Raw genomic sequence first — 12,187 nt, 5'->3', positions numbered from 1 at the left:
CTCCTTCTCCGCCATTGGCCCCTTGGTCAAGCGGTTAAGACACCGCCCTTTCACGGCGGTAACACGGGTTCGAATCCCGTAGGGGTCATACTAAAACGCAGTAAATGTGAACATCACATTTGCTGCGTTTTTTTTGCTAGAGTGAAAGTTTGGGAGCTAAATATAAGTGAGATTTCAGTACTTACGATTTATACATAATATCATCTACTGTTGCGCATACTATTATTCTTTTTGATTGAATTTTCAGTTAATATAGTAATGAACGATAAATAGAGGGGGATTAGGATGAGCCATAAATTGAGATGGGTGTACAATCGGCAATATCATTTACAGCACAATATAGAGCAAGCAACAACTGCACTCCAAAGTTTTACACATGAACAGGTTCAACGTGTGGAACGATTTCAACACACATATGAAGGGTTTGAAAAAACACCTTTACGTAGTTTAGATTTGTTAGCATCCCATTTAGAGGTCAATAAAATTTTCGTGAAAGATGAGTCATTTCGATTTGGCTTAAATGCATTTAAGGTTTTAGGGGGCATTTATGCAATTGGACAGTATGTTGCTCAGTTACTTGGAAAAAATATTGATGAGCTGTCATTTGAACAACTCAAGTCGCCTGAAGTAAAAGAACAACTAGGCGATTTAACATTTATTTCAACGACAGATGGCAACCATGGGCGAGGGGTTGCTTGGGCTGCAAGAGAACTAGGCTGCAAGGCGCGGATATATATGCCGGCTGGCAGCGCCGAAGAGCGATTGCAAAATATTAAGAATGAAGGGGCCTATGCGGAAATCACGACAATGAATTATGATGATACCGTCCGCTATACGTCACAGCTTGCGGAGCAAAATGGTTGGGTTATCATACAGGATACGATGTGGGAAGGCTATGAAGAAATCCCTTTATGGATTATGCAAGGATATACAACTTTAGCGAAAGAAGCTGTCGATCAATTAGAAGAAGCACCAACCCATGTATTTTTACAGGCAGGGGTAGGTTCCTTTGCGGGAGCAGTCGTTGCTTTTCTACAACATTTTTATGGTCAGCAAGTAACAGTTGTTTTAGTAGAGCCTGAAGCAGCAAATTGCTTCTACGAAAGTTTTAAACAGGGAACGGAGCATTTTGTTACTGTCGGTGGAGAAATGCAAACAATTATGGCTGGGCTAGCGTGTGGAGAGCCGAATCCTATGGCTTGGGATATTTTAAAAACGTATACGAAAGTTAGTATTTGCTGTGATGAAAATGTAGCGGCAACGGGCATGCGTGTGTTAGCAAATCCAATTGGTTCGGACCATCGCATAGTTGCAGGCGAATCAGGTGCAGCCCCGTTCGGATGTTTTTATGAATTAATGACAAATAAGGATTACAAAGATTTAAAGGCAGCTTTGCAGTTAAATAAACAATCAAACATACTATTTGTGAATACGGAGGGAGACACGGACGTAGAAAACTACCGAAATATTGTGTGGCATGGTAAGTATGCAAATTAGTAATGAGTGAGCATCTCTAGGATATTTCTGTACCAAATAGTATAAGCGACTTTTAAGAGCTATGTCTGGTAGTAAAGTAGACACTGCTCTTTTTATTTTTCCTTTAGGAGAGAATAATGTAAATAGCCCTTGACCTTAACGCTGCGTAAAGGTTTACAGTATGAATATGGAGGTGAGAGCAATGGAATATACAATTCAACAACTTGCCAAATTGTCTGGGGTCAGTACGAGAACGTTACGCTACTATGATGAAATCGATTTGCTAAAACCAGCAAGAACAAACGAGGCGGGTTATCGCTTTTATGGTCAACATGAAGTCGATATACTTCAGCAAATTTTATTTTATAGAGCACTAGATATGAAGCTAGTGACGATTCACAACATTATTCATGCACCTGATTTTCAACATACTGCTGCATTAAAAACACATCGAGATGCTTTACTACAACGAAAAAAGCAGCTAGATCAATTATTAAAAACTGTAGAACAAACAATTCAATCTATTGAGGAGGAACATCCAATGACGAACGAAGAGAAATTTAATGGCTTTAAAGAGCAGCTAATTGAGGAAAATGAAAAGCAATATGGTAAAGAAATACGTGCAAACTATGGTCAAGAAACGGTTGATGCATCGAATGCAAAGTTTAGAAATTTAACAGAGGAGCAGTATAATGCAATGCAACAATTAGAACAGCAATTATTTGAACGATTAAAAGAGGCGATGGCAATAGGAGATGTGCGAAATGATGTCTCAATGGAAGTTGCAGAGCTTCATAAGCGCTGGCTGAGCTTTTCGTGGCCGCAATATACAAAGGAAGCACATGCTGGTTTAGCACAAATGTATATAGCAGATGACCGTTTTACAGCTTATTACGATAAGCATGTATCTGTTGGTGCCACTCAATTTCTACATGATGTAATTAGAGAATATACACAAAACTAAAGGATTCCTTCTCATACTGATGTTTTAGAAATAAGTATTTAGGAAAAAATGAATGTATGAGGAGGAGATTTTCATGAAACAACAAATGATAGAAAAGTTTAAAAAACAATTAGAGCAGGAATTACAGGAAATTGAGCAGCAGCTTGAGGAATCAGAGCGTCCACAGGCAACAGAGCTCTCCAATTATGATAATCATCCAGCTGATAATGCGAGTGATTTAACAGACCAGCTTACAGAGATGGCAATTGATGAGCACCGCAGTGATCATGCTGAGGAGATCAAAAATGCCCTGCAAGCTATTGAAGATGGAACATATGGCAAGTGCGCAGAATGTGGTGAAGAAATTCCGCTAGGTCGCTTAGAAGCGATGCCACATGCATTGACATGTGTAGAGCATGCGGAGCAACGAGAAGATCAAATACGACCAGTAGAAGAAGAGGTACTATCAGCATTACCAAAATCAGATGATTTCGAAGAGCTTGAGGAATTTGGCTCGTCAGATACGCCATCAGATAAAATGTAAAAAATACGAGGATTTCTTCCTAATTATTCCCTTGACCAGTATAATAGCTGTATGGGGTGATAACATGGAAATAATTGATTTACATTGTGATGTATTATTAAAGTTAACGACGCTAGAAGCGCCAAAATTTGCGGATGATGTGCGATTACACGCAAGTAAAGAAAGATTACAATTAGGGCAAGTAAAGGCGCAGGTATTCGCTATTTTTATCGACCCTAAGACACCACAAAATATGCAATTTTTAGAGGTAATGCGTCAAATTGAAGCATTCCATACACAAGTGTTACAAACTGAAGGCATGGTGCATATTACGGAATGGTCACAATTAAATACTTTAGCGCCTCATGAAATTGGTGCTATTTTAAGTTTAGAAGGCTGTAGTGCAATTGGTGAGGATATTACAAAGCTGTCGGCAATTTTGGATGCTGGTGTAATGTTGGTAGGTCTCACATGGAATGAAGAGAATGGTGTAGCCTATGGCGCTGAGCAGGATGCTAGTCTTGGGTTAAAACCTTTCGGCAGAGAGGTTATCAATATGCTAAATGAGCGGGATATAATTATCGATGTATCCCATTTAAACGAGCAAGGATTCTGGGATTTGCTGCCATTGGCAAAGCATCTTGTTGCAAGCCATAGCAATGCACGTGCGATTTGCGACCATCCACGTAATTTAACAGATCAACAAGCAAAGGCACTTATAGAGCATGGGGGTCATATTCATTTAGTCTACTTCCCGCATTTTATTGGGGACAATGCAACAATGGATGATTTAATTGCGCATGTGAAGCATCTGGCAAGTATCGTTGGGGTTGAGCATCTCGGAGTAGGTTCTGATTTTGACGGAATAGATGTTACCGTTAAAGGGCTCGCTCACGCAGGTGAGGCGCAAAATTTATTAGAGCGTTTACGAGAGCATTTTACAGATGAAGAAGTTCGTGGGATCGCGCACAATAACTTTAGACAATATATAAAAAAAGCAGCAACCAAATAAGGTAGCCGCTTTAGAGTTTTGACAAAAGGAACAAGAATTTCGCTCTTGATGCCTTTTGTCATTTTTATTATTTGGAAATGGCATTTTGCTAACAAAGTGAATATACTCTTCAAGCGTAGCATCTTCTACATTTTCCATGTTCCGCATACTCACTTTATTTAGTTGATTGGAGCGGAGGGCGGCGACTCCTGCGGGAACGCACAGAACGTAAGACGCAACAAACCGCGCGTAGCGAGGGTTGCGGCTTACGTGTGTGCCTGCGGAAAGCGACCGCACGCAGCGGAAATCAACTGCAGTCGTCACTATTTGTGCATATTAATAAAAGAAATAATTCACTAACAATCCGATTCCTAATAGGAAACCGAAGAATGTATTTGTTTGCGCTGTATATTTCATCGCTGGCATTACTTCTTTGGCTTCTTTTTTATCGCGGAAAATTTGGATAGCACGTAGCGGCTTCGGTATACTTAGGAAAATAATAAGCGCCCAAAAAGTAATACCATCAATTGCTACTAATGCAATGACCCATAGGTACGAAACGATGAAAAAGCCAGATAATACAGAAATAGCACGGTCACGGCCTACTAAGATGGCAAGCGTTTTACGTCCACCTTCTGTATCCCCAACGATATCACGAATATTATTAGATAGCATAATGCCACCAACTAAAATCATACTCGGAATAGAAAGTAAAACCGCATCTAATGTTACAGTAAGTGTTTGAATATAAAAGGCGATTAAGACAATACCCATACCCATGACTGCCCCTGAAACAAGCTCTCCAAATGGTGAATATGCGATAGGATATGGTCCTCCCGTATATAGAAAACCAATCAGCATACAAACTAGTCCAACTGCAACAAGCCACCAAGAAGTTGAGGCACAAATATAAATGCCAAGAAGCATGGCTAGTGCATAAAAGCTTAAAGCAATCATCATAATTGTTTTCGGCTGCACACCGTGACGGACAATCGTGCCGCCAATGCCGACAGAATGTTCATTATCTAATCCTAGCTTGTAATCATAATATTCGTTGAACATATTAGTTGCTGCTTGAATTAGCATACTAGCAATCAGCATAGCAAAAAATAGTCCAAAATTAATTGTTTCTTTTTCAATTGCAAGAGCAATCGCTGTTCCTAAAAATACTGGAACGAATGAAGCGGTTAAAGTATGTGGGCGCGTTAAATGCCACCAAACTTTAAAACCCCTATCAGCTTCAATGACTTTGGTCATAAGGTCTTTCTCTCCTTCAACTATTGTAGACTCTTCTTATTTTATACGAAGAAAGAGAAAATGGATAGGTTCACAGCTTATTACATACAGTTATGTTTAAAAAAATGATACAATAGTACATGCATTTGAGAGATGGGAATATAAATTAAGCTAATCGTAGCAGTAGAAAGACTAAAGCCGTCAAACAAATAGGACGGCTATTTTAGCGCAATAAGTAATGCTAAAGACGGATGTCACAGATGTTTTTGTGTGTGAAATCGAAGCGACAGACGTATGATGTTATATACGTGGGATTTATAGCAACACGTACTATGACGCGAAAACATAATTGATTATGTACATTGCAATAACGGAGGTAATTTTCATGCAACAGAAGTGGTACCAAGCCACAGAAGTAGAAGTGGACTCTTTGGGCCAAAACCTTCATTTTTATATGGAAACAATCGAAGTAAGTCGCTTATCGGCTCTTGCATTTTATGCAGCGGGCGAGGAGCGTTATAAAGGTGAACGATTTTATTGGCAAAATAGAGAAAAAACAATGACATTAGTTGGGCTAGGACATGCCCATACAATTCAAAATAACGCAAAAAGTGACCGCTTTGATGCTGTAGAGGCAGAATGGAAAAGCTTAACGAAAAATTGCGTAAAAGGTCAGGCTGAACTACAACCAATTTTGTTTGGTGGTTTTACATTTGATCCTCAAAATAGTGTGAATGGTGAGTGGACAGACTTTCCAGAGGCTTATTTTGCCTTGGCAACGTATCAGCTCGTATTACGTGATGACAAAGCCTATGTAAGCATAAACCTTATCGCAAAAGCGACGCAGGCAGATGAACAATTTGAAGCATTGCGTAAAGAGCGAGATCATTTAATCCATGCTGCGCAAGTAAAAGAAGTGAAAATGTATACGAAGCCTGAAATAAATGATTATTTCGAGCCCTATAAGGAACCATATTTAGCGTCAATTGACCAGGTAACAGCACTGATTAAAGCAAAGCAAGCTGATAAAGTCGTAATAGCACGATCACTTGCACTGCAATTTAAGGAACAAGTAACTTCACCTCAAGTATTAGCTCAAATTATTCACGAACAGCCTGAAAGTTATTTGTTTGGGCTAGAGTGGAAAGATTTATTATTTTTTGGAGCATCTCCAGAGCGACTTGTAAAAGTGGAAAATGGTCTTGCCTACTCATCATGCGTTGCAGGGTCAATTCAACGAGGTAAAACAGCTGAGGAAGATAACGCATATGGACAAAGCTTATTAAATGATCCGAAAAATGGTGGCGAACATCAATATGTAGTCGATATGATTGCGGATACGTTCCGTAAAAACTGTGTTGCGATGAAAATACCAGATGGACCACGCTTATTAAAAATTAGAGATATTCAACATTTATATACACCAGTTGAAGGTCAGCTTAATAACGAGGCAACCATTTTACAGTTAACGAAGCATTTGCATCCAACGCCAGCTTTAGGCGGTGTGCCAAGAAAAGAGGCAATGACTGCTATACGTAAATACGAGCCGATGAATCGCGGGCTTTATGCTGCACCAATTGGTTGGTTAGATGCAGAGGGGAATGGGGAATTCGCTGTTGCGATTCGTTCAGCAGCTTTAATAAAAGATAAAGCTTATTTATATGCAGGTGGCGGTATTGTAGCTGATTCAGAGCCACAATCTGAATATGAGGAAACATTAGTGAAATTCCGTCCGATGCTTCGAGCGTTAGGAGGACAAGTACATGAGTGAACGGAAAATATTGACTGATTATGTTTATAAAATGGTTGCATCACTAGTGCAGGCAGGTGTCCAACATGTTGTTGTAAGCCCAGGATCACGTTCGACACCATTAGCCTATGCTTTTGCCTCAACAAAGCAACTGACAATGTACCGACAAGTAGATGAACGAGCGGCTGCATTTTTTGCGCTAGGGATTGCTAAGTCTACTGCTAAGCCAGTCGTGTTGTTATGTACATCAGGCACTGCTGCTGCAAACTATTATCCTGCTATTGTAGAAGCAAGTTATGCGCGAGTACCTTTAATTGTCATAACAGCCGATCGACCACATGAATTACGTGAGGTAGGAGCACCGCAGGCTATTAATCAGACAAATTTATATGGGGCACATGTCAAGTGGAGTGTTGATTTTCCGCTTGCGGATGGTGCTGCACCGACATTACCGTTTATCGAGCGTCATATCGCACGTGCATTAGCTATTGCAACTAGTGCACCTTTTGGTCCAGTGCATATTAATGTACCGTTCCGTGAACCGTTGCTCATTGATTTTCGTGATGAGCTTCCAGATGTTACGTTTAAGCAAAGTAATATTGGACAGTTAACACCATCAAAGGATACTCAGCTAGAACTTGCATCTATATTACGACAAACGAAAAAAGGATTTGTCATTGTTGGTGAGCTACCGCTAGGAACAGATTTAACTGTTATGTGGGAGTTTGTGCGCCAATTAAAATGGCCAATTATTGTTGAGAGTCTATCAAATATGCGTACTTCCGTACCAAATGATTGTCTACCATATGTGATTACTACATATGATGCAATTATGAAAAATGATGACTTTAAAGCGCTTGTTGAACCTGAAACAGTTCTTCGCCTAGGAGCTCAGCCTGTATCGAAGTTTATTATGCAATTTATTACAAAAACACAGCCACAAGCTTATATTGTTGTTGATGAAGACCCGATGTTCCGTGATTCTACAGGGGTATCAACACATTTCCTACATGCGAGCATTGGCGAATGGCTTGTCCAATTAGATCTTTCTGAAACAGCGCTAGAAGCGGCATACTTAGCGGAATGGCAAGATGCCAATGACATCGCACTTGAATATATTGAGCACTATGCAGAAGGAGCAATTGACGAGGGAGCAATGGTAAGTCGCTTACTTGAATTAATTCCAAATGGCAGTGATGTATTCGTCAGCAGTAGTATGCCAATTCGTGATATCGATACATTTTTAATGACAACATCAAAAGATATTCGTGTTTTTGCAAACCGTGGGGCTAATGGTATTGATGGTGTTGTATCAACTGCGATAGGTTTAAGTCAAGGAAATAACCGTGAAACGTATTTGCTGATTGGTGATTTAGCCTTTTTACATGATGTGAATGGTCTAATTGCTTCACGCTATCAAGCATGTAATATAACAATTATTGTGATGAATAACGATGGCGGTGGTATTTTCTCTTATTTACCACAATCCACTGTAGATGCTCATTATGAGAATCTATTTGGTACACCGACTGCGCTCGAATTTCAAGAAATTGCTCGCATGTATGATATGGACTACATCTGCATCGAGGATATTGCACAATTAGTACCTAAGTTTAATATGGTGAAAAAAGGTCCATTACGATTAATCGAAATTTTTACAGATCGTGAAGAAAACGTTTATGCACATCGCGCTCTTTGGAATCGTATTAATGCAGGGTTAAAAGCATGGCAAAGCTAATAATTCGTGGTCTTGAGACACATGTAGATATTTGGAATGAAGCAGCAGGGCAAACAATTGTTGCCCTGCATGGCTTTACTGGAAGTACCGCTACATGGCGAAATTTGGCGAAGGATCTTCCGCATATGCGTATCGTAGCAATTGATTTAATCGGTCATGGTCAAACAGCTGTGCCGGAACAAGATAGCCGCTTTACAATGGATGAACAATTGCGTGATTTAGAGGAGATTTTTAGTCAATTACAATTAGAGACATTTACATTGCTTGGCTATTCAATGGGTGGACGTATAGCATTATCCTATACGATAGCTTACCCGCATCGTGTTGAGAAGTTATTGTTAGAAAGTGTTTCTCCTGGTTTGCGAACATCAAAAGAGCGTATTGAGCGTTGTGAGCGTGATGATGCGTTAGCAACGAAAATTACGAATAATGGTGTGCGGTCCTTCGTTCATGCGTGGGAAAATATACCGTTATTCGAGTCGCAAAAACGGTTATCTAATAATGCAAGACAAGCTGTACGATCAGAGCGACTGGCTCAAAGTGAGATGGGCTTGGCTGGCAGTTTACGGGGAATTGGAACTGGCATGCAGCCATCAAATTGGGGCAATTTAACACAATTAGAATTACCTGTGTTATTAATTACCGGATCGTTAGATGTTAAATTTTGTAATATTGCATTAGAAATGAAAGCGTTATTAAAAAATGGAAAGCATATGACAGTAAATGACGTTGGACATGCAATTCATGTGGAAAATCCAGCTGAATTTGCTACAATAGTAAATGAGTATTTAACGTAATGTTTTTTACGTTAGCGCCTCATCTTAGTTATGAGGCGAATTTTAATTAGGAGGTATTTCAATGACACGTCAATGGACTACATTACATACTTACGAAGATATTAAGTATGAGTTTTATAACGGTATCGCTAAAGTAACGATTAACCGTCCTGAAGTGCGCAATGCATTTAGACCAAAAACAGTCATGGAAATGATTGATGCATTTTCTCGTGCCCGCGATGACAAAAACGTAGGTGTTATCATTTTAACAGGTGAAGGCGAGCAAGCTTTCTGCTCAGGTGGTGACCAAAAGGTACGTGGCCATGGTGGCTATGTAGGAGATGATGAAATTCCACGCTTAAACGTACTTGATTTACAACGTTTAATCCGTGTTATTCCAAAACCAGTAGTAGCAATGGTTGCTGGCTATGCAATCGGTGGAGGACACGTATTACATGTTGTATGTGACCTTACAATCGCAGCAGACAATGCTCGTTTCGGACAAACTGGTCCAAAAGTTGGTTCATTTGATGCTGGTTACGGTTCAGGCTATCTTGCACGTATTATCGGTCATAAAAAGGCTCGTGAAATTTGGTACCTTTGCCGTCAATACGATGCACAACAAGCGCTTGATATGGGCTTAGTAAACACAGTTGTTCCTTATGCACAATTGGAAGACGAAACTGTGCAATGGTGTGAAGAAATGCTACAAATGTCTCCTACAGCTCTACGCTTCCTAAAAGCAGCTATGAATGCTGATACAGATGGCTTAGCTGGTCTTCAACAAATGGCAGGCGATGCTACACTTCTTTACTACACTACTGATGAAGCAAAAGAAGGCCGTGACGCATTTAAAGAAAAACGTCAACCAGACTTCGGTCAATTCCCAAGATTCCCTTGATTCGGAATGGTGGAAGGCTCGTATCTCTATGTAGATACGAGCTTTTTCTATTTTTATAAAGGGGAGACAGACGAATAGACCGATGATGGAAAAAGCGGTACCATTATCATTGTAAATGATCGGAGGAAGCAAATAATGTACCCAAACTGGATTTTGCAGCGTGCGTATGTAACGCCATTACGTAGCGCTCTCACATATGAAGGACAAACATGGACGTTTCAACAATTAAATGAGCTATCTTTAAAACGTGCTCGGCAATTATCAGCAATAAATATCAAGCAAGGGCAACGTGTCGCTATTATGGGGCCGAGTACGCCTGCACTTGTAGTGATGATGTATGCTTGTATGCATTTGCAATGTGAAATGGTAATGCTTAATCGTAGGCTTTCTCAAGCCGAAATCGCTTATCAACTAGAAGATTCACAAGCAGAGGTTGTGCTAGTTGCAGATGAAGATGTAGCAAAATTACCGCCCCATACGTCTTATCATATATTTACTGCAATAGAAAATGGTGCAGAACAATCTGTTGATATTGCAAAAGAATGGTCACTCAATCAAACAACATCCATTATGTATACGTCTGGGACGACAGGCTTTCCAAAGGGGGTTCGTCAAACGGTTGGCAATCACCAGGCAAGTGCAACAGCTTCTGTTCTCAACATAGGCTTACAAGCCGATGATGTTTGGTTGTGTGCAGTACCATTATTCCATATAAGTGGATTTTCCATTTTAGTACGTTCATTGTTATACGGCAATAAGGTACAGCTATACGAGCATTTTAATGTGGATGCTATTGCACAAAACATAATGGATGGCGATGTTACACATATGTCAGTGGTCGCTGTTACATTAGAACGCATACTAAATACACTTGAGCTAAACAATGCGGTAGCTTCACCGCGATTTAAATTGATGCTAGCAGGTGGTGGTCCTGTGCCAATAGATTATTTAAAACGGGCGAATGCACTACATTTAGCCGTAGCACAAACATATGGTATGACAGAAACTTCATCGCAAACAGCAACACTAGCAAGTGAAGATGCTATGAAAAAAATCGGTTCTGCAGGCAAGCCATTATTTTTTAATCAAATAAAAATTTCAGCACCAAATGGGCAAGGTGAGGGTGAAATTTGTATTAGAGGCCCACATGTAACGCCTGGATACATTGGACGCTTTGCCGAAAGAAGTTCCACCGAGGAGGGGTGGCTTCATACTGGAGATATTGGCTACATGGATGAGGAAGGCTATTTGTTTGTTGTCGATCGTCGTGCAGATTTAATTATTTCTGGTGGTGAAAATATTTATCCAGCTGAGATAGAAAATGTTCTATTGGCGCATCCTGCAATTCAGGAAGCGGGGGTGTGCGGCATCGATGATGAGAAATGGGGACAGGTTCCAATAGCTTTTGTTGTTTTAAAGGAACAGATAGATATAGAAATTTTACAGCAATATTGTGAAAAGAAACTAGCTAAATATAAAGTCCCTAAACAATTCATTATTATCGATGAACTTCCACGTAATGGAGCAAATAAGCTGCTAAGAAGAAAATTATTAGAATTACTTTCAACTGAATAACTTTCATTATATTTAAAGTGCCAGTCACCCAAACAATTCTGGCAATTTCAAATTTAATTAACACCGTAAGAACAGAAAATCCACGGACTCCAATAGTGCCAGTCACTCAAACAATTTCGAATCTTATAGCATAGCTAGTGTCATATCCAAGTAAAAATCCACGAAGACTCCTGCGGGAATACACGCAATGTAAGACGCAACAGACGACGCGAAAGCGACGGTTGCGGCTTACACCGTGCCCGCGGAAAGCGCAGTGGATTTTTACGGTTTGAGAAGCC

At 40.0% G+C, this 12,187-nt stretch carries 10 protein-coding genes and 1 tRNA gene; 10 read left to right on the top strand and 1 reads right to left on the bottom strand.

The window, feature by feature from the left end; translation table 11 throughout:
* The first annotated feature begins 16 nt into the window (after positions 1-16).
* From ACIP9G_RS16830 to ACIP9G_RS16810, 5 genes are all read left to right on the top strand, one after another.
* A tRNA-Glu gene (locus tag ACIP9G_RS16830) sits at positions 17-88 on the top strand.
* Between the two features lie 197 nt (positions 89-285).
* Entirely contained in the window at positions 286-1,497 is a 1,212-nt protein-coding gene (locus ACIP9G_RS16825) for a diaminopropionate ammonia-lyase (protein WP_401020857.1), read from the top strand.
* A gap of 181 nt (positions 1,498-1,678) precedes the next feature.
* Positions 1,679-2,440: a MerR family transcriptional regulator gene (locus tag ACIP9G_RS16820; RefSeq protein WP_401020855.1), complete on the top strand. Its 762-nt coding sequence runs from the start codon at positions 1,679-1,681 to the stop codon at positions 2,438-2,440.
* Between the two features lie 73 nt (positions 2,441-2,513).
* A complete protein-coding gene (locus ACIP9G_RS16815) occupies positions 2,514-2,963 on the top strand; it encodes a TraR/DksA C4-type zinc finger protein (RefSeq protein WP_401020853.1) in 450 nt (149 codons plus the stop codon).
* A gap of 64 nt (positions 2,964-3,027) precedes the next feature.
* Positions 3,028-3,954: a dipeptidase gene (locus tag ACIP9G_RS16810; protein WP_401020852.1), complete on the top strand. Its 927-nt coding sequence runs from the start codon at positions 3,028-3,030 to the stop codon at positions 3,952-3,954.
* Positions 3,955-4,269: 315 nt separating this feature from the next.
* On the opposite strand, the gene ACIP9G_RS16805 is transcribed toward ACIP9G_RS16810, so the two are convergent.
* The gene (locus ACIP9G_RS16805; protein ID WP_340822895.1) at positions 4,270-5,190 is read right to left on the bottom strand and encodes a 1,4-dihydroxy-2-naphthoate polyprenyltransferase; all 921 of its coding nucleotides are present in this window, start codon (positions 5,188-5,190) and stop codon (positions 4,270-4,272) included.
* A gap of 364 nt (positions 5,191-5,554) precedes the next feature.
* Between ACIP9G_RS16805 and ACIP9G_RS16800 the strand changes: the two genes are divergently transcribed.
* The 5 genes from ACIP9G_RS16800 to ACIP9G_RS16780 all read left to right on the top strand — a co-directional run bounded on the left by ACIP9G_RS16800 (position 5,555) and on the right by ACIP9G_RS16780 (position 11,909).
* Positions 5,555-6,940: an isochorismate synthase gene (locus ACIP9G_RS16800; protein ID WP_401020850.1), complete on the top strand. Its 1,386-nt coding sequence runs from the start codon at positions 5,555-5,557 to the stop codon at positions 6,938-6,940.
* Positions 6,933-8,657, top strand: coding sequence for a 2-succinyl-5-enolpyruvyl-6-hydroxy-3-cyclohexene-1-carboxylic-acid synthase (gene menD, locus ACIP9G_RS16795; protein WP_401020848.1), 1,725 nt, complete (start codon positions 6,933-6,935; stop codon positions 8,655-8,657). Before ACIP9G_RS16800 ends, menD begins: the two co-directional genes overlap by 8 nt.
* A complete protein-coding gene (gene menH, locus ACIP9G_RS16790) occupies positions 8,645-9,454 on the top strand; it encodes a 2-succinyl-6-hydroxy-2,4-cyclohexadiene-1-carboxylate synthase (RefSeq protein WP_401020845.1) in 810 nt (269 codons plus the stop codon). The genes menD and menH overlap by 13 nt, the downstream gene beginning before the upstream one ends.
* Before the next feature lie 61 nt (positions 9,455-9,515).
* Entirely contained in the window at positions 9,516-10,334 is an 819-nt protein-coding gene (gene menB, locus ACIP9G_RS16785; protein WP_340822899.1) for a 1,4-dihydroxy-2-naphthoyl-CoA synthase, read from the top strand.
* Positions 10,335-10,469: 135 nt separating this feature from the next.
* Complete coding sequence (locus ACIP9G_RS16780; RefSeq protein ID WP_401020843.1) at positions 10,470-11,909, top strand: o-succinylbenzoate--CoA ligase; 1,440 nt, start codon at positions 10,470-10,472, stop codon at positions 11,907-11,909.
* Positions 11,910-12,187: the final 278 nt, after the last annotated feature.

The sequence above is a fragment of the Lysinibacillus sp. NPDC093197 genome (genome assembly GCF_044754025.1).
Lineage (GTDB): Bacteria > Bacillota > Bacilli > Bacillales_A > Planococcaceae > Lysinibacillus.
Note: the sequence above shows the minus strand (reverse complement) of the source record. Positions and strands in the feature narration are given on the sequence as shown.

Bases quoted from the DNA above. Each gene is read 5' to 3' on its own strand.
- ACIP9G_RS16825 (WP_401020857.1), top strand. From the start codon at position 286: ATGAGCCATAAATTGAGATGGGTGTACAATCGGCAATATCATTTACAG.
- ACIP9G_RS16820 (WP_401020855.1), top strand. From the start codon at position 1,679: ATGGAATATACAATTCAACAACTTGCCAAATTGTCTGGGGTCAGTACG.
- ACIP9G_RS16815 (WP_401020853.1), top strand. From the start codon at position 2,514: ATGAAACAACAAATGATAGAAAAGTTTAAAAAACAATTAGAGCAGGAA.
- ACIP9G_RS16810 (WP_401020852.1), top strand. From the start codon at position 3,028: ATGGAAATAATTGATTTACATTGTGATGTATTATTAAAGTTAACGACG.
- ACIP9G_RS16805 (WP_340822895.1), bottom strand. From the start codon at position 5,190: ATGACCAAAGTCATTGAAGCTGATAGGGGTTTTAAAGTTTGGTGGCAT.
- ACIP9G_RS16800 (WP_401020850.1), top strand. From the start codon at position 5,555: ATGCAACAGAAGTGGTACCAAGCCACAGAAGTAGAAGTGGACTCTTTG.
- menD (WP_401020848.1), top strand. From the start codon at position 6,933: ATGAGTGAACGGAAAATATTGACTGATTATGTTTATAAAATGGTTGCA.
- menH (WP_401020845.1), top strand. From the start codon at position 8,645: ATGGCAAAGCTAATAATTCGTGGTCTTGAGACACATGTAGATATTTGG.
- menB (WP_340822899.1), top strand. From the start codon at position 9,516: ATGACACGTCAATGGACTACATTACATACTTACGAAGATATTAAGTAT.
- ACIP9G_RS16780 (WP_401020843.1), top strand. From the start codon at position 10,470: ATGTACCCAAACTGGATTTTGCAGCGTGCGTATGTAACGCCATTACGT.